The organism is Lysinibacillus sphaericus (assembly GCF_001629735.1).
Lineage (GTDB): Bacteria > Bacillota > Bacilli > Bacillales_A > Planococcaceae > Lysinibacillus > Lysinibacillus pinottii.
This window is the reverse complement of the sequence record NZ_CP015224.1, coordinates 213,308-235,761: the sequence shown is the minus strand read 5'-3', so window position 1 is coordinate 235,761 and position 22,454 is coordinate 213,308. Positions and strand designations below refer to the sequence as shown.

Genomic DNA, 22,454 nt, shown 5'->3' with positions numbered 1-22,454 from the left:
TGTTTATTCTCCTCTCAACATTGACAAATATCTTTTTTCAACACGTTCTCTACGGCAATGCTCTGCTTTAATAATCGCATTAATACGATCACAGGCATTTGTCACTTCATCATTCTCTACAACATAATCATATAAGCTCATCATTTCAAGCTCTTCACTTGCTGTAGCAATGCGTTTTGCTATGATATCCTCTGTTTCCGTCCCACGTCCAACTAAACGATCTTTTAATTCAGTTAAACTTGGAGGGGCTAAGAAAATAAATAAGGCATCTGGTGCTTTTTTACGAATCTGCGCTGCACCCTGCACTTCGATTTCTAAAAACACATCGCGACCTGCATCCAGTGTTTCATTCACGTAGGCTAATGGTGTACCATAGTAGTTTCCTACAAATTCAGCATGCTCTAATAAGCCACCCTGTTCAATTAACGTTTCAAAGTCTTCTCGTTTCTTGAAAAAATAGTCTACACCATCGATTTCTCCTTCGCGAGGATTTCGTGTCGTCATCGAGATGGAATACTCATAATTCGTATTCGGCTGAGAAAATAATTCTTTTCGCACTGTCCCTTTACCTACACCAGATGGGCCAGACAGAACAATTAATAATCCACGTTCTTTTATCATTTATTCTCTATATCTCCCTTAATTTATAACAGACACGTGCAAGTTATTCGATATTTTGAACTTGCTCACGCATCTTTTCTAAAATTGTTTTCGCCTGAACAACAGCAACCGCTGCTTCTGTAGATTGATTTTTTGAACCAATCGTATTGATTTCACGATGAATCTCCTGCATTAAAAAGTCTAATTTCCTTCCGACTGAAATCGTTTCATGTAACGTTTCTTCCAGTTGATTAAAATGACTATCCAATCTGTCTAATTCCTCGGAAATGTCAACGCGTTCTGCAAAAATCGCTACTTCTGCTAATAAACGGTCATCTAATAAAGTTCCATCTGCAACTTCTGCAATCCGTTCTACTAATCGTGTACGATATTTTTCAACAGCAAGAGATGAACAGGAACGTATTTGATTCACTTGTTCTTTTAACTGTTGCTTATATTGTACAACAACTTCCTGCAATTCTTGCCCCTCACGCTCACGCATAAGTACAAGCTGTTCTATCGCCTGTGAAATCGCTTGTTCAACAGCACTAAGTAAATCCTCAGGTGTTAGTTGTGGTTTTTGCTGTACGAGTGCTTGCTCTAACGATAAAAGCTCCTGCATCGTCCATTTTTCTTCTAGTGGTACTTTACTTGCTAATTGCTCTTTTGCCTTACGATACGCTTCAATTAATGACCAATTAATCTCAATAGATTGCTCTACATTTTCTAAGTCCTTCACATATACCATCACATCAATTTTTCCGCGTGACAAAGCTTGAGAAATAAATTTCTTTGCAAAAATTTCAGCTTCAAGCCATTCTTTCGGAAATTTAGCATTGATTTCTAAAAAGCGATGGTTGACCGAGCGCATTTCTACGGTTAATTGAAAGTCTCTAGTTGTTGTGACACCTCTGCCAAAACCAGTCATACTACGCACCAAGGTTCGTCACACCTTTCTTTGCATACTGGGAATATTATAACATAAGCTTTATCGAATATGACGAATCTCCAAAAAAAATTGGATCGAATAAGAGCTAATTCTACCACAATTGAAGCTATATTTTAATATTCGCCTAAAAAATGCTATGATAAACATACAATTAGTGCTTTGCGGAGGCTTAAAAAGCGAATGCAGATGCAACAAGAAAAAAATACGAAAGTACCAAGATGCTTGTTATCATTGGAAAGAGGAATTCATATGGCATTTGACGGTTTATTTACCTATTCAATAACAGCCGACCTACAACAACTTGTCACAGGTCGAATTACTAAAATACACCAACCTAACGCTCAAGAGGTTGTTTTACATGTTCGTGCAAACGGGAAAAATCATAAATTGCTTTTTTCTATTCATTCTTCTTATGCACGAGTGCATCTTACGGAACAAACGATTGAAAATCCAGCAGAACCCCCTATGTTTTGTATGCTGCTGCGCAAGCATTTAGAGGGTGGATTTATTTCCTCCGTTAAACAGCTTGGGTTTGACCGTATTATAATAGTAGAAATCGAAAGTAAAAATGAAATTGGTGACCCTATAGTTAGACAACTACATGCTGAAATTATGGGTAGACATAGTAATCTACTTTTAATTGATAAAGAGCAAGGTAAAATTGTTGATAGTTTAAAGCACTTGCCTCCATCTGTAAATAGTTTTCGTACCGTTTTACCAGGCCAGCCTTACTTAGCTCCACCAACGCAAAATAAATGGAATCCCTTACTAGTAACAGAAGAAGAGCTAGCAATATTTTTTGCGGAAACAAAAAATGCCAAAGACGTCGTGACACAATTTGCTGGGTTTTCACCTCTTCATGCTGAAGAATTATTGTACCGCATGACACCATCATTAAATCGAGTACAATGTTTCAAAGAATTTATAGCAGGTTTTTCTAATGGTGGAACGAGCCCTATGTATGTATTGGCTAATCACAAAACTTACTTCTCACCAATTGAACTAACCCACTTACATGGGGATATTACAGTTTATCCGAATGTTCATGAGCTTCTTGATCGTGTATTCTTTGCACGTGCGGAACGGGACCGTGTTAAGCAGCAAGCAGGTGATTTAGAAAGATGGCTACAAAATGAAATTGATAAACTGTCTTTAAAAACGAAAAAGCTAACGAAGGACTTTGAACGCGCCTCAAAGCTCGATCAATTTCAGTTATATGGTGAGCTGTTAATGGCTAATATTTATGCTTTTGAAAAGGGTGTCAAGGAAGTTACAGTCATAAATTACTACAGCGAAAATAGCGAAGAGATTACGATACCAGTCAGTGAACGTAAAACACCTATAGAAAACGCTCAAAGCTATTATACGAAATACACCAAAGCCAAAAATGCATTAATCATGGTGCAACAACAGCTTGAAAAAACACAAGAAGAAATTACTTACTTTGAAATGCTAGCACAACAAGTTCAGCAAGCATCACCTGGCGATATTGACGAAATTCGTGAAGAACTTGCCGAACAGGGCTATTTAAAGCTACGCCATTCTAAGAAAAAGAAAAAACCTGTGAAACCTGAACCCGAACGCTATATTTCTTCCACAGGTACAGCCATTTCAGTTGGCAAGAACAACAAGCAAAATGATATGTTGACTTTTAAAATTGCAAAACGCACAGATATCTGGTTACACACGAAGGATATTCCAGGTTCTCATGTTGTCATCCACTCTAGCGAGCCCGATGAAACAACTTTACGTGAAGCTGCCACATTAGCTGCTTATTTTTCGAAGGCAAGAGAATCTTCTTCTGTTCCAGTGGATTATACAGACATTCGTCAGGTTAAGAAACCCAATGGGGCAAAACCCGGTTTTGTAATTTACTTCGAACAAAAAACTTTGTATATCGATCCCGATGAAGCACTCATTTTACAATTAAAAAAGCAGTCGTAAAGATAGAGACCGAGATAAATTTTCTCGGTTTTTTCTTTTTTAAAGTTATGTACACGTAATCCGTCCTACAAAACAATGAAAACAGCCACATCTTGATTGTTTCTTACAGACAATCTTCCTTATTATACTAACAATAAAAAAACATATGAATCATCTGAACTGTTTCTTACTACAGTTATTGACTTCTACCTTTTAGCAAAGCAAAATCAAAATATAAAAGATTGACTAGCATTTTGGAAAGGGCGTATCAATATGTCTGTAGGCAAAAAATTAAGTTTCGGTTTCTTTACCATTATTCTCACGTTAATTATTTCGTTAATGATTATGTTCATATTATTTTCAAACATTGAAAAAAAGATTGAGAATGCATTGGAAGTTCACGTAGCCCTTGTGGAATTAGCAGATGATATTCAATTTGAAATGGCCATGCAAGGTCTTTTTATTCGCGCCATTATTATCGAAGACAACCCTGTAAATAAAGAAAATTTCACAGAACATGCAAATTTACTCGATGAGCATGTAGCTGAAATCAAAGAAAAATCAAATTCCTCTGAAATGGATACATATGCAAAAGAATTAAATGCTTTTAATGATGCTTTTAATAAATCAGCTACTGACGCACTCACACTTTTTGAAGCTGGTGACCTAGAAGGAGCTTTGCTAAAGGTTAATGGTGAAGTCCAGCAGGCTAATAAAGGCATTCAGGATATATCCAATAAAATTGCGAACTATCAAAAGGGACAACTTGAAAAGGTTACACAAGAATCTAAACAAGCTGTTTTCAACTCTCAAATCATTTCAATTATTGCTATCATTATTGGTGTTGCCCTTGGTATTATCCTGATGGTTTATATACAGCGAACTATTTCTCGCCCTTTAAAATCGGTAGTCCATGCGGCAAACCAAATAGCTATCGGAGAATTACACCATCAAGATGTGACTCACCACACTAAAGATGAAATTGGTCAACTTTCAACGGCCTTTAATTCAATGAAAGGCAACCTAAAAAATTTATTAACCCATATTCAAGACAATGCTGAGCATCTAACAGCATCAGTAGAAGAACTTTCGGCTTCTACCGAAGAAATTACTTCCTCAGCTGATGAAATAACGGTGCGTATTAATGAAACTGCCAATGTTGCTAAAGCAGCTACCGTCGCTGCCAATGAAAGTGCCCATGCTATGGATGAAACAGCTGTAGGTGTTCAACGTATAGCAGAAGCTACACAACAACTTCATCACAGTGCTGTAACAACAAATGAATTAGCTACAAACGGCAACAGCACCGTAGAGAATGCTCAACTACAAATGAATGTGATCCATGATTCAACGCAAATAATCAACAACCTTGTACAAAAATTAAGTAAACAATCCGAAGAGATTAGCCAGATTACAACTGTCATTACAGCCATTACTGATCAAACTAATTTATTGGCACTCAACGCTGCCATTGAAGCAGCACGTGCGGGTGAGCATGGAAAAGGATTTGCTGTTGTCGCAGATGAGGTCCGTAAGTTAGCTGAAGAATCCAAACAATCGGCTAATCAAATCGTTGTCTTAACGCAGGAGATTCAAGAGGATACACAAAATGTAGAAAAAGCTGTTTTAGATGGCCTCCATTCAGTTGCAGATGGTGTCAAAATCATTGGACATGCAGGACAAGCATTTGAGGCAATCGTAAAAGCCATCAATGCAATGACAGACCAAATAGAAGATATATCAGCAACTTCTGAAGAAATTTCAGCTAGCGCAGAACAAGTAGCGGCCTCTGTCGCAGAAATTGCTCACGGCGCTTCGACTAGCTCAGATAGTACTCAAATAGTAGCCGCTGCTAGCAAAGAACAGACCATCACTATGCAACAAATCAATCAGGTTGCCTCGCATCTAAGCGAAAAGTCCTTAGATTTACAGCAACAAATTAATCAGTTTAAACTTTAATGAAGCAAATGGTGCATTCTTTATACTGGAATGCACTATTTTTTATTTATTATGTTATATAAATCTTCAGAACAACAAAGCACACTGCCTCAATCAGGAAATTTATAAAGAACTTAAACATTGAAAAATCAGATTTTTAGTAATTATTTGCATAATCAATCCTCGCCAGTAAGACAAATGACATCCTCAAAAAAACAGTACAAATAAAATGGATTAAATTAGTAAAGAGTGTACAGTAATCAAGGTTTATATAGACTTTATCTTGCATGAATAAAACTTAATCTGAGTGCATATATAATATCTAACTTCTCTCCAAGGAAATTATTTCAATAGAATATATTTGGTATAACTGATTTATCATTTAATCCATTTTTTTCTTAGTATGGGTACATTTTTTCATAGATTAGCTCTATTCTTTCTTTTTCAACTTAATAGATGGATAATCCTAGAAAATTACAAAATAAGTTTCTTATATATCATTAATAGATAGAAATATTCATATTTCGAGATCACAAATTACAAGAAATTACCTGCAAACGAAACTAATTCACTTAGTTTTGCTTAGATTTTCTACAAATCTATTCAATTCCCTCAAAGTATTACATCTATGACTTTTGTATCATTTTTCAAAATTTAATATTATTATCGAAAAAATAGGAATTTTCTATATAGTAAATCATTTTTTTGTTTTTACTCTATTTTTGATATTCAGAATAGATAAATATCAAATTTTTATTATACATACACTCTATTTCATTAGCATGTTAAATCGGAAAAATTTATTATTCTCTTACTTGTCAGATAATACTATATAAATTTGAATCTTTTTTATTTTGTGCACAATGATTTTTTTGGTATATTAAATAGGAGCTTCACAAAAGGCTTAAAAATTGTATAAGGGGGATTCACATGAATAAAAACAAAAAGTTTTTATTACTAACAGTTCTTGCAGTATTTTCTTTAGTACTTGCTGCATGTGGCTTCGGTGGAGATTCGTCTGAAAAATCAAAAGACGATGGAAAAGATTCTGGTTCATCTGAAACAGCTTCAGGTGGCGAATTAAATGTAGTGGTAGCTTCTGAACCACCATCACTTCATCCTGCATTAGCAACAGATACAACTTCTGGAGTTATTCTTACAAATACTTTTGAAGGATTAACAACGCTTGATGCAGACGCTCGTCCCGTTGCAGCTGCAGCTGAAAGCTGGGAAGTTAGCGAAGACTTAAAAACATACACGTTTAAATTACGTGATGCTAAATGGTCAAACGGAGATCCAGTAGTTGCTGGTGACTTCGAATATGCTTGGAAATGGGCATTAAACCCAGACAATCTTTCTGAATATGCTTCAATCCTTTACCCAATTAAAGGTGCTACAGCATACAATAATGGTGAAGGTTCTGCTGATGACGTAGGCGTTAAAGCTGAAGATGAAAAAACATTAGTAGTAACTTTAGAAAACCCAACACCTTACTTTTTAGAATTAACAGCATTCAAAACATACGCACCATTAAACCAAAAAGTAGTTGAAGGTAATGATGAGTGGTATACAGATGCTGGTGAAAACTTTGTAACAAACGGACCATTCACATTAGGTGAGTGGAGACACAACGATACAATCGTATTAAAGAAAAACCCAGAGTACTGGGATGCTGATAAAGTGGCTTTAGACACTGTTAATATCGGTATGGTTGAATCTGAAGCAACAGCAGTAACAATGTTCAAAGGTGGAGAAATTGACTATCTTGGAGCACCATTCCAATCTGTAGCACTTGATGCTATCGATGGATTTAAAGCTGATAAATCTTTAAATATTAATGACCAAGCTTCTGTATATTGGTACAAGCTAAATACAAAAGATAAAATCACTGGAAACGCTAACATTCGTAAAGCATTAGCATTAGCAGTTGATCGTCAAGGTTTAATTGATAATGTTACTAAAGGTGAGCAAAAACCTGCATTAGGTATGGTTCCTACCGCAGTTCATGGTTTTGAAGAAGACCGTGGTTACTACAAAGATAACGATATCGAAGGTGCTAAAGCAGCACTTGAAGCTGGTATGAAAGAACTTGGTATTACAAACCCAGCAGATGTAAAAATTAATCTTTCTTACAACACTAGTGAAGCACACGCTGCTATCGCTCAATTCGTACAAGAAAACTGGACTAAAAACCTAGGAATCACTGTAGGTCTAGATAACTCTGAATGGCAAGTTTACCTAGAAAAACTTAACCAATTAGACTACCAAGTTGGCCGTATGGGCTGGGTTGGTGACTACAACGATGCTTATACATTCTTAGAAATGTATGACACTGCTGCAAACGGTAACAATGATACAGGTTGGGAAAATGCAGAATACAAAAAATTATTAGATCAATCTAATACAGAAGCAGATCCAGCGAAACGTCTTGAGCTTTTAAAACAAGCTGAAGCAATTGCTGTTTCTGAGTTCCCAGTTGTTCCAATTTACTACTACACGAACCTATCTGTAGTACAAGATTATGTGAAAGACATGAAGGCAGACATCCTTGGTAACATCTCTCTTAAAGAGGTTAAAGTAGAGAAATAATCAACAACATTTCGCTTATTTAGCTCTACAGCGAAGAGCTGCCTCGTAGCCCCTACGGCGCGAGTCAGCTCTTTTTAAAATACGAAGGCATATATTTGTCAGACAATTGACAAATAGAAGGAGGAGTTTTATGTGATTAAATATATTTTGAAAAGGCTGATGTATATACTTCTCGCGCTTTTCGTCATCGTAACTGTTACGTTTTTCTTAATGCGTCTCGCTCCTGGTAGTCCTTTTGCGAGTGAACGTAATTTCCCCCCTCAAATCGAGGAGAAGTTAAACGAAACGTATGGATTAAATAACCCTTGGTATATACAATATAAAGATTATTTAATCGATACGGCCACTTTCAATTTCGGTGAGTCAATGAAATATAAAGCGCGTTCTACAAATGATATGATTTCTGAAAGTTTCCCTGTTTCTTTAACATTGGGGATTGAGGCTATGCTATTAGCAATTGGATTCGGTGTTTTAATTGGCGTAGTTTCCGCGCTATATCATAATAAGTTCCCGGATTATTTGGCAACGTCCTTTGCGGTGCTCGGTATATCAGTACCTTCATTTATCTTAGCAGGTTTAATGCAGTATTTCTTAGCCTTTAAGCTTGGTTGGTTCCCTATCAGTGGATGGAAAGGCTTTGTTTATAGTATATTACCAGCCTTTGCAATTGCGCTCTCTCACATGGGCTTTATTGCAAAGTTAACTCGTTCAAGTATGCTTGAACAAAACAATAGTGAATATGTAAAAATGGCTCGTGCGAAAGGTATTGGTAAATGGACAATCGTTTTCCGCCATACATTACGAAATGCCCTACTACCAGTCGTAACGTATATTGGTCCCTTAACAGCTGGGGTTGTTACAGGTAGTTTCATTGTAGAGCAAATTTTCGCTATTCCTGGACTTGGTAAACACTTCGTTCAAAGTATTACAAACCGTGACTATACGGTCATTATGGGTACGACAGTGTTCTATTCCATCATCCTTTTATTTGCGGTATTAATCGTTGATATTCTATATAGTGTGATTGATCCGCGTATTAAACTGAAAGGAGCGAAAAAATAATGACACAGCAACAAATTGAAAAAGATAAGTTTAAAATTGTTGGTGGTAATCATGAAGCAACGGAAAAATTAGCTGACAAATCAGTCTCCTTTTGGAAAGAAGTATTTCTCCGTTTCTCTCATAATAAAATGGCCATTGTTGGGATCATTATTTTAATTATTGTTATTTTAATGGCTATATTCGCACCAATGCTATCTCAATATAAAGCAAGTGATCAGCTAGGTGTTTACAATGCACCACCATCTGCACAATTTTGGTTTGGAACGGATGACCTTGGTCGTGATATTTTCGTTCGTATTTGGGAAGGAGCTCGTATCTCCCTATTTATCGGAATTGCTGCGGCGGTTATTGACTTAATTATCGGTGTTATTTGGGGAAGTATTTCAGGTTTATCAGGCGGTCGCGTTGATAATATTATGATGCGTATTGCTGACGTTTTAACAGCTGTCCCTTACCTTTTAGTAGTAATCGTACTTTTAGTTGTTATGCAACCAGGTTTATTCCCTATGATTATTGCCTTGTCTATCACTGGATGGATTAACATGGCACGTATCGTTCGTGGTGAAGTATTATCTATTAAAAATCAAGAATACGTTCTTGCTGCTCGCACATTAGGTGCAAGTACAGGACATTTAATTATTAAACACTTAGTGCCGAATGCTCTTGGTGCCATTTTAGTAACGATGACTTTAACAATTCCATCTGCTATCTTCACTGAGTCATTCCTAAGTTACCTTGGTCTTGGGGTTCCTGCTCCAACTGCTTCATGGGGTACAATGGCTTCCGACGGTAATAAAGCTATAGCAAATGCACCATGGCGCTTGATTTTCCCAGCAGTATTTATCTCACTAACAATCTTTGCGTTTAACGCTGTTGGTGACGGCTTACGTGATGCTCTAGATCCAAAACTACGTAAATAAGGAGGTGGCCGAAATGAGTAAAACAATTCTAGAAGTAAAAGATTTAAAAATTAACTTTAAAACTTATGCAGGGCTTGTTCATGCTGTACGTGGTGTTAACTTTGATTTAAAGGAAGGTGAAACACTAGCTATAGTTGGTGAATCAGGTTCTGGAAAAAGTGTTACGAGTAATGCGTTAATGAAACTAATTCCACAGCCACCTGGTATTTATGAGTCAGGGCAAATTTTATTTAATGGTCGTGATTTAGTTCCGTTAACTGATAAAGAAATGTCTAAAGTACGCGGAAATGAAATTGCAATGATTTTCCAAGATCCAATGACAAGTTTGAATCCAACTATGAAGGTCGGACGTCAAATAACTGAAGTAATTTTGCAACATAGAAAAGTTTCTAAAGTAGATGCAAAAAAACGTGCCATTGAGCTTTTAACACAGGTAGGTATCCCCTTCCCTGAGAAACGTTATAATCAATACCCACATGAATTTTCAGGTGGTATGCGTCAACGTGTTGTTATTGCGATCGCCCTTGCAGCTGATCCTAAGCTACTGATTGCCGATGAGCCAACAACAGCCCTAGACGTAACTATTCAAGCACAGATTTTAGAGCTAATGAAGGAAATCCAAAAGAACTCGAAAACATCTATCATTTTCATTACACACGATTTAGGTGTTGTAGCGAACATCGCAGATCGTGTAGCCGTAATGTACGCTGGACAAATTGTAGAATATGGTACTGTTAATGATATTTTCTATAATCCAAAGCACCCATACACATGGGGTCTACTAGGTTCCATGCCTGATTTGGATAATGATACAGATGAGTTATTACGCACGATTCCTGGATCACCACCAGATCTTACGAACCCACCTAAAGGGGATGCATTTGCAGCACGTAACGAGTTCGCAATGGCCATTGATTATGAACAAGAACCACCAATGTTCCAAGTAAGTGAAACACATTTTGCAAAAACTTGGTTATTGCATCCTGATGCACCAAAGATTCCTCTTCCTGAAGCGGTTGCTAAACGTATAGAAGGGTATTTAGCAAAGGAGGCACAAGAAAATGACTAAAACTGGTGCTAAAAAAATTCTTGAAATTAAAAACCTAAAGCAGCATTTTGGTTCACCAAGTAATCCAATCAAAGCCGTAGATGGTATTAGCTTCGATGTTTATGAAGGTGAAACACTTGGTCTTGTAGGTGAATCAGGTTGTGGAAAGTCAACAACTGGTCGTTCAATCATTCGATTATATGATATTACAGGTGGCGAGATTGTTTTCGATGGGGAAAATGTTCATGGAAAAAAATCTAAAAATGAGTTAAAGAATTTTAACCGCCAAATGCAAATGATCTTCCAAGATCCTTACGCTTCTTTAAATCCTCGTATGACAGCTGGTGAAATCATTGGTGAAGCCTTTGATATCCATGGCCTTTACAAGGATAAAAATGTACGTCGTGGGAAAATTCAAGAGTTACTTGAAGCTGTAGGTTTAAACAAAGAGCACGCGAATCGATACGCACATGAATTCTCTGGCGGTCAACGTCAACGTATTGGGATTGCCCGTGCACTAAGCTTAGATCCTAAGTTTATCATTGCCGATGAGCCAATCTCTGCGCTTGACGTATCGATCCAAGCTCAGGTTGTTAACTTACTAAAACAACTTCAAAAAGAACGTGGCTTAACATATCTGTTCATTGCCCATGACCTTTCGATGGTAAAATACATCAGTGATCGTATTGCTGTAATGTACCGCGGTAAAATCATGGAAATCGGTAAAGCAGATGACATTTACAATCATCCTGTTCACCCGTATACAAAATCTTTATTATCAGCAATCCCACTTCCTGATCCAATGTCTGAGAAACGTCGTCAACGTATTCCGTACAAGCATACGGAGGTTGACGAAAGTGCATCGTATCATGAAGTAGGCGACCAACACTATGTATATGGAACTGCTGATTTAGTTAAAACTTGGGTTAATAATCGATAAGACTCACTATATATCCATCCATTGGAGCTTTCCAATGGATGGTTTTTTATAATGAATTTTATTAGGAGGTAAATGTCTTTACCCCTTTTACTTTATTTTATGCAATGTAATGCTTCTATTTTTGGAAAAAAGCAGCCTTTCTTCTATCAAGAAAGACTGCTTCTCCGATCCCAATTATTTTATTGGAGCATCTGCTGTTAATTCAATATCTTGAAGTTCTGTAGTATTTCCATATTCCACATTGTAATTTTTCACGCGCTTATTAACAGGAATAACTTCTGTTCTGAAGAAAGTCGGCACTACCATTGCTTTTTCACTCATATATTCTTGCCATGATCGGAAAGCCTTTGTACGTGTATCTTGATCCATAGCCTCTTCTGAGTCAATAGCATCTAATAATTTTGTTAATTCAGGAGATACATAGCGGCTAAAGTTAAATTCAGCACCTTCACCATATAAACCTTTAGGAGACGGGTTTGTTCCAGTTCCCCATGCTGCTTGATACATATCGATTTCTGGATCATCTGCTTGAACTTTATCGTAGAAAGCATTGAATTCAATAAGACGACCTGTTGTCAATTGTACGTCTAACCCCACTTCTTTCCAGTTTTGACGGAAGTATTCAACAATTGCTTCATCTGTTTCTGAACCAGCCATTGAAGCTAAGCGAATAGAGAATTTTTTACCATCTTTATCTTCACGAATACCGTCACCATCAACATCTTTAAAGCCCGCTTTATCTAATAATTCTTTTGCTTTTTCAGGGTCATAATTATAGCCTTCTAATGTTGCATCATAATAGGATGCAAATACTGGTGGAATTAAAGAATTTCCGCGCTCACGTAATCCTTGATAGAATTTTTCTGCAACACCTTCAACATCCATTGCATAGGCAACAGCCTGACGTAATTCAATACTATTCATTTTTGACTTTTCATCAAATACGTTTACTTTATTTGTTGTATCGTATTTTCCTAATTTAAAGCCGATATAAGAATATGATAATTCTGGTCGACCTAATAATGCTAAGTTTTGTAAATCCTTAATACTATCGTACTGATTAGTCGGGTATGATGTAGCCAGATCATATTTCCCTGTTCTTAGTGCTTCCCCAATTGAAGTTGGTGGAACAACCTCAAGTACAACTTTATCCACTTTTGGCTTGCCTTTAAAATAATGTTCGTTTGCTACAAATTGTACAGACTCACCATTTACGACTTTATCAATTTTAAATGCACCAAGTGTTACTGGATTTTTACGTACTGCATCTGAAGCAAGTAAGTCTTTCACTGGAATAGATTCTAATTGATGTTTAGGCTCTGCATATGCCCATAAGCCATCACCAATGGAGTAAATAGCTGGTGATACTTTTTTAAGTTGGATTTTAATACTCTTATCATCGACTTTTGTAATACCAGAAATTGTATCTGCTTTACCATTATGGTATTCTTCTGCACCTACAATGTTTTTAAAATCATCATCATAACGAACACCTGTATAATCTGGGTGACCAATTAGCTCATATGGGAAAATTAAATCATCAGCTGTTAAAGGTGTACCATCTGACCATTTATAATCACCTTGAATTGTGACAGTTGCTGTTTTTGCTTCTACATCAACGTCTAACTTTGCAATACCTTTGTCTGTAACAAGGAAGTTTCCATCTTGTTCAAAAAGCACATTAGACGCAAAGGCTAAAATTTCTGAATCATAAGCATCTTCGTATAGTTCCCAGTTGAAAATACCTTGGAACGGAGAGCTTGTTACAAGTCCTACGCGTAATGTACCACCTTGGATTGCGTCTCCTTCATTTGTTACTTCCATTGGTAATAATGAATCACTAGTACCTTCAGACTCGCCGGATTTTTCTGTTTCACCCGACTTTTCTTTGTTATCAGTTTCTGCGCCTTTTTCAGACCCATTGCCTCCACCACTGCAGGCTGCTAAAACTAGCATGAATGCAAATAAAATGGACAAGAATAACCAATTTTTCTTCATGTGTAAATCCTCCCCTTTATCCTAATCGTTGTTTTGCGTCAGCTGCACGTCTTAACGCTTGACCGACATAATTTATACCAAGCATCAAAACTAAAATTAATAATGATGCGGGCAACCAAATCCACCATTTTGAAGATAATACTACCGGATTTGTTGCATAGCTTACTAATGTCCCTAAGCTAGGTGTGGACGGCGGTAAACCAAAGCCTAAGAACGATAGACCCGTTTCAATACCAACATTCCCTGCAAAGTTTAACGTTAATTCTACTATTAGCAACGAGCTTAAATTTGGTAGTATCCCTTTAAACATAATGGCAAAATCACTAGTCCCCATTGTTTTCGAGGCACTCACATAATCTCTACGCCCTTCGGATAAAGCTTTACTTCGAACGAGGCGTGCAGTGCTTATCCATTGAAAGGCACTTAAAATCAAAATCAACTCAAAAACACCATATTTCGGAATAATTGTAACTAATACAATGATGATCATTAATGTCGGTAATGTCATAAGGAAATCAATGATACGCATAAATAAATTATCGATAAAGCCGCCGTAATAGCCCATTATAATGCCGAGGGCAATCCCTAAGACATTCGCAATAAGGGTAATAGCAACTGCAATTAAAATAGAATTTTTCGCGCCGATAATAAGCTGTCCATACATATCACGACCCGCTTCATCAGCCCCAAGAATATATCCATTAACACCAGGCTCTGTAAAACGCTCTAATAATTTTATTCGTAATATTTCATCCTGATTCATAAATACGGACATAATTAATATTACAATTATAAGCAAAGTAATTCCAATAAATGACAATAACGCTAATTTATCTTTTCTGAATTCACGAATAACGACTTGAATCCCTGTTGGTGGCATATTTTCAACTTTTACTACATCATTTTTTTGCTCCATTTTATTTCACCTCTCCTTATGCGTTCAATGTAACTGTTAGTCTATGCGGATACGTGGATCAACAATGCTCATAATTATATCTGACAATAGACTACCTAATAACGCTAAGAAGCCATAAAGCATAACAAGAGCTGTAATAACACTATAATCACGACTTGTTACGGAATGGATGAATAATTGCCCCATGCCTGGGAAGCCAAAAATTGTCTCTATGAAAATCGAGCCGCCTAATAAGCCTGTAATTGTAAAGCCAAGGAAGGCCGCAATAGGTAATAAAGAGTTACGGAAAATATGTCTTCTGTAGATGATTTTCATTGGTACACCTTTACTACGTGCTGTCTTAACATAATCCTGTGTCTTGGCATCAATAATTTCTGAACGTAAGTATTGAATAATCGTCGTTGTCGCTAAAATGGCATACGTCATTGCAGGTAATATTAAATGATACAAACGATTCCAATAATACTCGAGCGTTCCGGGTTCCACCCCTACATCGACTGTTCCACTCGTCGGAAACCACATTAAACGATATCCAAAGATATATAAGAAAATTAAGCCCAATACAAAAGTTGGTATTGCATAGCTTATAAAGCTATACAGGGTAATCGACTTATCATACAATGTATCCTGCTTACGTCCAGCTATCATTCCTAATGGAATAGCAATTAAATAAACAAGAATGGTGCTAAGTAGGGCAAGCCAAAAAGTGTTTAATGCACGCTCGCCAATCAATGAGGACACTGCAAGTTTATATGTATAGCTTTGTCCAAAATCTCCCTGAAAGGCATTGATCACCCAATGGTAATATTGTACATACCATGGATCATAATAACCCGCTTGAATTCTAAGTTCTTCGATACGTGCAGGGTCTGTTTCTGGTGTAATTAACCCTGTAAAAGGATCACCTGGCATTTGTTTCGCTAAGATAAAAATAATTAAGCTTAGCACAAACATTTGAGGAATCATTAAAACTACTCTTCTAGCAATTGTTTTCCACATTTCACATTCCTCCTGACATTGCAACCATATGTGTGTCTGAAATGGATTTCAGTGGATAGACTTTTCCATGCTCATCATAGTATTTATGTTGCTCTTGTTGATAATTTCCTTCTACCTGTTGTCGAATTAATTTACGCTCATTCCTAGTCTCTGGTTCGATATTCGGAATGGCTGATAAAAGGCGGTTCGTGTATATATGCTGCGGATTCTTATAAATATCATGTCTTGTACCAGTTTCCACAAAGCGTCCTTTGTACATAATAGAAATATGATCACACATATGTTTAACAACGCCTAAATCATGGGAAATGAATAAGTATGTAAGTCCATACTCATTTTGAATATCTTTCATGAAATTCAGTACTTGTGCCTGTACTGATAGATCTAGCGCTGAAACAGGTTCGTCTGCAATAATCATTTTAGGGTTACAAGCAACCGCTCGCGCAATGCCCAGACGTTGCTTTTGGCCACCCGAAAATTCATGGGGATATTTTAGTAAAACATCTTCCGACATCCCAACAATAGCAAGTAGCTCTTTAATACGTTTGCGTTCCTCTTGATCACTGAGCTTCATAAAATTCCGAATAGGCTCTGCTAGAATATCGAGAACACGTTTTCTAGGATTCATACTAGAATGAGAGTCTTGGAAAATCATTTGTATGTCTCTGTTATAGGCAGAATCACGTTTTCTCTGTTGGTTTGTCACATTTTCACCCTCATAAAAAATTTGACCAGAGGTAATCTTTTCTAGACCTATGATTGCTTTTCCTGTTGTTGATTTACCTGATCCTGATTCTCCTACTAGCCCATACGTCTTGCCCTTTTCGAACTCCATTGTTACACCGTCCACTGCATATACGCGATCAACAACGGTATTAAAAAATCCTCCACGTATTGGGTAATGAACACTTAAATCTTTTATTTGCATAAAGCTCATACAGTCCCGCCCCCTTCTTCACCTTCGAAATGAAAGTGTTTCCAGCAGGTACATCTCACAAAATGTCCTGGTGCAATTTCATGTAATTGTGGTTTTGCTTCGTGTGAAGATGCATCAATCCACGGAATACGTCCTGAAAAACGACAACCTTCTCGAGGTAAATTGATTAAAGATGGTACCATCCCTTGAATAACCTCGAGTCTTTCATTTTCGCTATGTGTTTGTGGAATTGAATTTAATAGTGAACGCGTGTAAGGGTGCCTTGGATTATTGAATAATTCCTGAACCGGTGCCTCCTCCACTACTTCACCTGCATACATAACTACAACACGATCAGCCATCTCTGCTACAACGCCTAAATCATGCGTAATGAGAATAATGCCTGTCTCTGTCTCAGTCTGTAATGCTTTTAACAGGTCCAAAATTTGGGCCTGAATGGTAACATCTAATGCTGTTGTTGGTTCATCAGCAATTAATATAGCTGGCTTACATGATAGGGCAATCGCAATCATGACACGCTGACGCATCCCCCCCGATAGCTGATGAGGAAATTGTCTAGCTACGCGTTCTGGATTTGCAATTCCAACTTGATTGAGTAGTTCTAATACTCTTTCACTTCGCTGTTGTTTTGAAAGCTTTGTATGATAGATTAACCCTTCTTCAATTTGTTCGCTTATTCTCATTAAAGGGTTAAGTGCTGATAGTGGGTCCTGAAAAATAAACCCAATGTCATTACCACGTAAGTTATTAAATTGTTGGTCATTCAATTTTGCTAAATTTTGATTATTATAAAAGATATCACCAGTAACCTTTGTATTAACCTCATTGTGCAAACCTACAATAGTAGTCGCTAACGTACTTTTACCACAACCTGATTCTCCAACTATTGCTAATACCTCATTTTTTTGAAGCGAAAGTGAGACATCATCTACAGCAGCGTGGTATGTATCTTTTATGCGAAAACTTGTAGTCAAATTTGTTATTGTTAGTAAGTCTTTTGCTGTATTCAAACAATCTCTCCTCTATAATTCAATATTCTGAAAATACAAACGATACTTTATATCAGAATCATATTTAGTTTTTCTCTCTTCTCCCCTCATTTTTATATTGGCAAGTATGATTTTAATAATTTTTTCGCCTTCAACTCGTCAGTTGCTGATAGAATTATCTGAAAATTAAACTGTGCTATTATTTTAGCTAGAAAACATGTATAAACGCAAGTCCCTTTTTCAAATTATTTCAATCCAGCTTATAAATTTCCACCAGACATCTCCCTCTAAAAAATGCTCGTTTTATATTTTCGTTTTAAGAAATATTTTACTTTATCTTTACAAAGTTATAATTTATACAAAAATAAATTATTCAAATATAACAAAAAAATTCATACCACAAATTTACTTTTACAAATAAAACACAGTTAAACTCAAATAAATGAGTGTTTTATAGCAAAAAATAACAAATTAACTTTTATAGAAAAATTATATTTCACACATTTTTATTTTCAATGAATAATTTTGGACGTTGAAGTGCTAATATTTCAAATTACTTTAAGAAAACAATTTAAAGCTTTTAGTTTATAGCTATCTACCATACTTCTTAATTATTCCTAATTGCCGAATTTTTCTTTAATATTCAATATAGAAATACTATTTAGAATATTTTAAAAGGAAATTACATGATTTTATGTTAAAATTTCCAATGACAAAGTTTTATTATATTATTTTTCATTTCAACATAAGGAAAGGTTGGCTGTCATGGCAAAAATTAATGATGCATGGTTTACTGTAGAGGAAATCAATAATGAAACGTATGCTATAAGTGAATATGGTCATTGGGAAAAGGTGCATTCCTTTTTATTGCTTGGGGAGAAACAAGCTGTTCTTATTGATACAGGTCTTGGGATTGATAATATTCAAAGGATTAGTAAACAATTAACCTCTTTGCCCATTTCTGTGATTACAACACATGTTCATTGGGATCATATTGGCAGTCACGGAGCGTTTGATGATATTTATGTTCATAAAGATGAGGTTGATTGGCTAATCCATGGTATCCCTAAATTATCTATCGAACAGATTAGAACGGATGTTGGCCGTAATATTACGATACCTACACCTAAAACGTTTAATCCTTCGGACTACAAGCCTTTTCAGGGACAGCCTTCTGGTGTTTTAGAAGATGGTGATATTATAGATATAGGGAACCGAAAATTATCTATACTCCACACACCAGGGCATTCTCCTGGCCATATTGCTCTTTTGGATCATAAATATGGCTATTTGTTTACTGGGGACTTACTATATGATCAAGCACCTATTTATGCATTTTTTCCAACTACTAGCCCCGAGGATTTAGTCCAATCTTTAGAAAAAATAGCTAACTTATCTTCGCTTACGAAAATTTTTGGTTCTCATCACACATTAGGTCTTGACCCTTCTATCTTATTAGAGGTAAAAAAGGCAGTTATTACACTTCGAAAAAACAATCTAGTACATTTTGGGACAGGTATACATCGTTTTAATGGCTTTAGTATTCAATTTTAAATACCCTCTCCCTATTTAAATAGGAAGAAAAAAGCTGTTCTACAGGTCAAATAACCAGTAGAACAGCTTTTTATTATAGCTCTCCTGCCTTTAATTTCGCATGCCACTCTTTTAAGAATGGAATATCTTCTTCTCTAATAGCACCTGATTCATTTGCTGCCTCAATCAGATAATCGAAATTAGTTAAGGAGACATATTGGATGCCAGCTTCATCAAATGCTTGTTCAGCTCGTGGAAGATTATATGTGTAGACACAAACAACTCCTAGTACTTCACAGCCTGCTGCACGCAATGCTTCAACTGCTGTAATGGAAGAACCACCAGTAGAAACGATATCCTCCACCACAACTACTTTTTGGCCCGCTGCGTATTTTCCTTCAATTTGATTGCCACGGCCATGTTCTTTCGCTTTAGAGCGTACATAGACCATTGGTAATTCTAAAATATCACTTACCCATGCTGCATGTGGGATACCTGCTGTTGCTGTACCAGCTACTATTTCAGTCGCTCCAAAATGCTCTTTAATTACAGCTGCTAAGCCAGTCGCAAGTTGTTTACGAATAACAGGGTCAGAGATTGTTAAACGTGTATCACAGTAAATAGGTGATTTTATACCAGATGCCCATGTAAATAATTCTGTTGGATTTAATTCTACAGCACCCACCTTTAGCATAGCGTGTGCAATTTCATTCTGTAATGTCATCATTTATGCCTCCCATAATTCACTTACGATTTTATATGCCGCTACTGGATCCTGTGCACCTGTTACAGCACGTCCAACAACGATGAGTGACGAACCTTCACGTTTTGCTCCATCCGGTGTGGCAATACGTTTTTGATCGTGTGCAGCGCCACCGGCTAGACGAATTCCTGGTGTTACCCGAAGAAAATCCTCTCCACACACTTCAGCTATTGCCTTAGCCTCATGTACCGAACAAACGACACCCTGTAAGGCAGCTTGTTTTGTTAGACGTGCATAATGTAGAACAGACTCCTGTAAGGATAAAGCAATTCTTTGCTCCGTCTGCATTTGCTCCTCTGTTGTGGATGTTAATTGTGTTACAGCAATTAATGCTGGACGTTCTTTGCCTACAGGTGTTCCTGCTTCTAGACCCTCTAGGGCAGCCTCCATCATTGGACGTCCACCTGCCGCATGGACATTTACTAAATTCACTCCTAGTTTGGCTAAGCCCTTCATAGCAGAGAATACTGTATTCGGGATATCATGTAGTTTTAAATCAAGGAAAACATCATGACCTAACTCTTTTACTTTGCGTACAATATCAGGCCCTTCTTGCATATATAATTCCATTCCAATTTTCACGAAAAGAGGCTCATGGAAGTGCTTTAAGAAATCGAATACTTCTTTTTCTCCTGGAAAATCTAATGCTAGTATAGGCTTAGTATTCATCAACGATGGCTCCTTCCAATAATATCTGTTATATGTTCTACCTCAAGTGCGTCAAGTTTTGCTGGTAAATCATCAATAATATTTGGGCAAACGAAGTGGTCCACAAAATTTGCAGTTCCTATTGCCACAGCTGAAGCACCTGCCGACATAAAATCAATGACATCCTGTGCTTCTGTCACACCACCCATGCCAATTATCGGAATATTAACAGCCTTGTACACCTCATAAACCATTCGGATGGCAATGGGCTTTACAGCAGGACCCGATAAACCACCTGTGCCATTTGCGATGACTGGTTTCCCTGTCCGCTCATCTAAACGCATACCTACTAAAGTGTTAATCATTGTTATGCCATCCGCGCCACCCGCTTCGACAGCTAAAGCAATGTCTACGATATTTGTTACATTCGGTGATAACTTCACATAAACAGGAACAGTGGATACAGCTTTAACCGCCTTGACAAGCTCACGTGCTGTGTCTGGATCTGTCCCAAATTGAATGCCACCACATTTAACATTTGGACATGAAATATTCAGCTCCAAAGCTTGGACATTAGGTGCTGCTGAAATACGTCTCGCTACTTCTACATAATCTGCAGTCTCTGTTCCAGCCACATTGGCGATAATTGGTACATCATAGCCCTCTAAAAATTTCAATTCCTCATTCATCACTTTTTCAATGCCAGGATTTTGTAGCCCAATTGCATTTAACATCCCTGCTGCTGTTTCAGCCACACGCGGCGTTGGATTACCTGCACGAGTTTCAACTGTTGTTGCTTTAATCATTATTGCCCCTAACTTGGATAGATCGTAAAGCTGTGCATATTCACGTCCAAAACCAAAGCAACCGGAAGCAGGCATAATAGGGTTTTTTAAATCTAAACCTGGTAATTGAATGTTTAAACGACTCATAATGCCACCGTACCTTTCGGGAAAACTGGACCATCAGAGCATACTTTGACATAGTCTTTTGCTATTTGATCGGTTGTTTTGCAGACACATGCAAAACAAGCACCAATACCACAGCCCATACGCTCTTCAAATGATAAATAACCTTCTTTTTCTGGATAGAAGCCTTCAAGTGCTTTTAACATTGGGAGAGGACCGCAAGAATAAAAGACATCAAATTCAGGTGCTCGAGACTCTAACACATTTGTCACAAAGCCTTTTGTCCCTTTAGAGCCGTCAACCGTTACATAATGCGTTTCCCCAAGGGCGCTGAATTCCTCTTCATAGAAGCATACATCTTCCGTTTGAAAGCCAAGCACATGTATTGTTTTAACACCACGTGCGTTTAATTGCTTGGAAAGCTCATGTAGTGGAGGCACTCCGATTCCCCCTCCGACTAGTAGAGCTGTTCCTCCCTCTTTTACTGCATCTACTGGGAAACCATTTCCAATTGGTCCGAGGACATTGACCTGTTGACCTTCACGATTTGTTGCTAATACTTTGGTACCACGACCCTCAGCACGATAAATCATTGTAAATTCATTGTTATCTTTATCTATATTTGCAATACTAATTGGTCGACGTAAAAGCGGCTCCAACGAATCCGACACCTTTACATGGACAAACTGGCCAGGAGTCATATCCTGAACCAGTTCACCATGAAGTGTCAGTTCGAAAATGTTTGTCGCAATTTGCTTTTGGGAGACGACCCTCATTTTCTCTTGACGTATCAT

Annotated in this window: 19 protein-coding genes; 8 read left to right on the top strand and 11 right to left on the bottom strand. The window is 37.2% G+C overall.

Features of this window, described 5'->3' with window-relative positions; translation table 11 throughout:
- Positions 1-3 precede the first annotated feature (3 nt).
- Together gmk and A2J09_RS01070 are read right to left on the bottom strand one after the other, a co-directional pair.
- On the bottom strand, positions 4-621 hold the full coding sequence (gene gmk / locus A2J09_RS01075) for a guanylate kinase (protein WP_008173787.1): 618 nt from the start codon (positions 619-621) through the stop codon (positions 4-6).
- A gap of 43 nt (positions 622-664) precedes the next feature.
- Complete coding sequence (locus A2J09_RS01070; RefSeq protein WP_031418953.1) at positions 665-1,540, bottom strand: YicC/YloC family endoribonuclease; 876 nt, start codon at positions 1,538-1,540, stop codon at positions 665-667.
- Between the two features lie 258 nt (positions 1,541-1,798).
- Between A2J09_RS01070 and A2J09_RS01065 the strand changes: the two genes are divergently transcribed.
- From A2J09_RS01065 to A2J09_RS01035, 7 genes are all read left to right on the top strand, one after another.
- The gene (locus A2J09_RS01065) at positions 1,799-3,493 is read left to right on the top strand and encodes an Rqc2 family fibronectin-binding protein (protein ID WP_036162599.1); all 1,695 of its coding nucleotides are present in this window, start codon (positions 1,799-1,801) and stop codon (positions 3,491-3,493) included.
- A 252-nt stretch (positions 3,494-3,745) separates the two neighbouring features.
- The gene (locus A2J09_RS01060) at positions 3,746-5,431 is read left to right on the top strand and encodes a methyl-accepting chemotaxis protein (RefSeq protein ID WP_012293202.1); all 1,686 of its coding nucleotides are present in this window, start codon (positions 3,746-3,748) and stop codon (positions 5,429-5,431) included.
- A gap of 909 nt (positions 5,432-6,340) precedes the next feature.
- On the top strand, positions 6,341-7,999 hold the full coding sequence (locus A2J09_RS01055; RefSeq protein ID WP_012293201.1) for a peptide ABC transporter substrate-binding protein: 1,659 nt from the start codon (positions 6,341-6,343) through the stop codon (positions 7,997-7,999).
- 132 nt (positions 8,000-8,131) lie between these two features.
- Entirely contained in the window at positions 8,132-9,061 is a 930-nt protein-coding gene (locus A2J09_RS01050; RefSeq protein ID WP_031418948.1) for an ABC transporter permease, read from the top strand.
- The gene (locus A2J09_RS01045) at positions 9,061-9,981 is read left to right on the top strand and encodes an ABC transporter permease (protein ID WP_012293199.1); all 921 of its coding nucleotides are present in this window, start codon (positions 9,061-9,063) and stop codon (positions 9,979-9,981) included. The genes A2J09_RS01050 and A2J09_RS01045 overlap by 1 nt, the downstream gene beginning before the upstream one ends.
- A 13-nt stretch (positions 9,982-9,994) precedes the next feature.
- The gene (locus A2J09_RS01040) at positions 9,995-11,050 is read left to right on the top strand and encodes an ABC transporter ATP-binding protein (protein ID WP_025113882.1); all 1,056 of its coding nucleotides are present in this window, start codon (positions 9,995-9,997) and stop codon (positions 11,048-11,050) included.
- On the top strand, positions 11,043-11,969 hold the full coding sequence (locus A2J09_RS01035) for an ABC transporter ATP-binding protein (RefSeq protein ID WP_012293197.1): 927 nt from the start codon (positions 11,043-11,045) through the stop codon (positions 11,967-11,969). The genes A2J09_RS01040 and A2J09_RS01035 overlap by 8 nt, the downstream gene beginning before the upstream one ends.
- Positions 11,970-12,143: 174 nt before the next feature.
- On the opposite strand, the gene A2J09_RS01030 is transcribed toward A2J09_RS01035, so the two are convergent.
- From A2J09_RS01030 to A2J09_RS01010, 5 genes are read right to left on the bottom strand one after another with little or no spacing between them, the layout of a single operon-like run.
- A complete protein-coding gene (locus A2J09_RS01030) occupies positions 12,144-13,967 on the bottom strand; it encodes an oligopeptide ABC transporter substrate-binding protein (RefSeq protein ID WP_012293196.1) in 1,824 nt (607 codons plus the stop codon).
- Between the two features lie 16 nt (positions 13,968-13,983).
- A complete protein-coding gene (locus tag A2J09_RS01025) occupies positions 13,984-14,883 on the bottom strand; it encodes an ABC transporter permease (protein ID WP_012293195.1) in 900 nt (299 codons plus the stop codon).
- A 36-nt stretch (positions 14,884-14,919) separates the two neighbouring features.
- Positions 14,920-15,882: an oligopeptide ABC transporter permease gene (opp4B, locus tag A2J09_RS01020; protein ID WP_012293194.1), complete on the bottom strand. Its 963-nt coding sequence runs from the start codon at positions 15,880-15,882 to the stop codon at positions 14,920-14,922.
- A 1-nt stretch (position 15,883) separates the two neighbouring features.
- Positions 15,884-16,819 (bottom strand): ATP-binding cassette domain-containing protein, encoded by a 936-nt coding sequence (locus tag A2J09_RS01015; RefSeq protein ID WP_012293193.1) that lies wholly within the window; start codon positions 16,817-16,819, stop codon positions 15,884-15,886.
- Positions 16,816-17,829: an ABC transporter ATP-binding protein gene (locus tag A2J09_RS01010; protein ID WP_012293192.1), complete on the bottom strand. Its 1,014-nt coding sequence runs from the start codon at positions 17,827-17,829 to the stop codon at positions 16,816-16,818. The genes A2J09_RS01015 and A2J09_RS01010 overlap by 4 nt, the downstream gene beginning before the upstream one ends.
- Before the next feature lie 744 nt (positions 17,830-18,573).
- Between A2J09_RS01010 and A2J09_RS01005 the strand changes: the two genes are divergently transcribed.
- Complete coding sequence (locus A2J09_RS01005) at positions 18,574-19,362, top strand: MBL fold metallo-hydrolase (RefSeq protein ID WP_012293191.1); 789 nt, start codon at positions 18,574-18,576, stop codon at positions 19,360-19,362.
- A 73-nt stretch (positions 19,363-19,435) separates the two neighbouring features.
- On the opposite strand, the gene pyrE is transcribed toward A2J09_RS01005, so the two are convergent.
- Genes pyrE through A2J09_RS00985 form a run of 4 tightly spaced genes read right to left on the bottom strand, consistent with a single transcriptional unit; the run spans position 19,436 to position 22,454 of the window.
- Entirely contained in the window at positions 19,436-20,065 is a 630-nt protein-coding gene (pyrE, locus tag A2J09_RS01000; RefSeq protein WP_031418938.1) for an orotate phosphoribosyltransferase, read from the bottom strand.
- A gap of 3 nt (positions 20,066-20,068) precedes the next feature.
- Positions 20,069-20,773, bottom strand: a complete 705-nt coding sequence (gene pyrF / locus A2J09_RS00995) for an orotidine-5'-phosphate decarboxylase (RefSeq protein ID WP_012293189.1) — start codon at positions 20,771-20,773, stop codon at positions 20,069-20,071.
- Positions 20,773-21,684: a dihydroorotate dehydrogenase gene (locus A2J09_RS00990; RefSeq protein WP_031418936.1), complete on the bottom strand. Its 912-nt coding sequence runs from the start codon at positions 21,682-21,684 to the stop codon at positions 20,773-20,775. The genes pyrF and A2J09_RS00990 overlap by 1 nt, the downstream gene beginning before the upstream one ends.
- The gene (locus A2J09_RS00985) at positions 21,681-22,454 is read right to left on the bottom strand and encodes a dihydroorotate dehydrogenase electron transfer subunit (RefSeq protein ID WP_012293188.1); all 774 of its coding nucleotides are present in this window, start codon (positions 22,452-22,454) and stop codon (positions 21,681-21,683) included. The genes A2J09_RS00990 and A2J09_RS00985 overlap by 4 nt, the downstream gene beginning before the upstream one ends.

What these genes read in the sequence shown, in the direction of transcription:
- gmk (WP_008173787.1), bottom strand. Translation starts at nt 621, where the DNA reads ATGATAAAAGAACGTGGATTATTAATTGTTCTGTCTGGCCCATCTGGT.
- A2J09_RS01060 (WP_012293202.1), top strand. Translation starts at nt 3,746, where the DNA reads ATGTCTGTAGGCAAAAAATTAAGTTTCGGTTTCTTTACCATTATTCTC.
- A2J09_RS01025 (WP_012293195.1), bottom strand. Translation starts at nt 14,883, where the DNA reads ATGGAGCAAAAAAATGATGTAGTAAAAGTTGAAAATATGCCACCAACA.
- A2J09_RS01055 (WP_012293201.1), top strand. Translation starts at nt 6,341, where the DNA reads ATGAATAAAAACAAAAAGTTTTTATTACTAACAGTTCTTGCAGTATTT.
- A2J09_RS00990 (WP_031418936.1), bottom strand. Translation starts at nt 21,684, where the DNA reads ATGAGTCGTTTAAACATTCAATTACCAGGTTTAGATTTAAAAAACCCT.
- A2J09_RS01065 (WP_036162599.1), top strand. Translation starts at nt 1,799, where the DNA reads ATGGCATTTGACGGTTTATTTACCTATTCAATAACAGCCGACCTACAA.
- A2J09_RS01005 (WP_012293191.1), top strand. Translation starts at nt 18,574, where the DNA reads ATGGCAAAAATTAATGATGCATGGTTTACTGTAGAGGAAATCAATAAT.
- A2J09_RS01045 (WP_012293199.1), top strand. Translation starts at nt 9,061, where the DNA reads ATGACACAGCAACAAATTGAAAAAGATAAGTTTAAAATTGTTGGTGGT.
- pyrF (WP_012293189.1), bottom strand. Translation starts at nt 20,773, where the DNA reads ATGAATACTAAGCCTATACTAGCATTAGATTTTCCAGGAGAAAAAGAA.
- A2J09_RS00985 (WP_012293188.1), bottom strand. Translation starts at nt 22,454, where the DNA reads ATGATACGTCAAGAGAAAATGAGGGTCGTCTCCCAAAAGCAAATTGCG.
- A2J09_RS01030 (WP_012293196.1), bottom strand. Translation starts at nt 13,967, where the DNA reads ATGAAGAAAAATTGGTTATTCTTGTCCATTTTATTTGCATTCATGCTA.
- opp4B (WP_012293194.1), bottom strand. Translation starts at nt 15,882, where the DNA reads ATGTGGAAAACAATTGCTAGAAGAGTAGTTTTAATGATTCCTCAAATG.
- A2J09_RS01015 (WP_012293193.1), bottom strand. Translation starts at nt 16,819, where the DNA reads ATGAGCTTTATGCAAATAAAAGATTTAAGTGTTCATTACCCAATACGT.
- pyrE (WP_031418938.1), bottom strand. Translation starts at nt 20,065, where the DNA reads ATGACATTACAGAATGAAATTGCACACGCTATGCTAAAGGTGGGTGCT.
- A2J09_RS01040 (WP_025113882.1), top strand. Translation starts at nt 9,995, where the DNA reads ATGAGTAAAACAATTCTAGAAGTAAAAGATTTAAAAATTAACTTTAAA.
- A2J09_RS01035 (WP_012293197.1), top strand. Translation starts at nt 11,043, where the DNA reads ATGACTAAAACTGGTGCTAAAAAAATTCTTGAAATTAAAAACCTAAAG.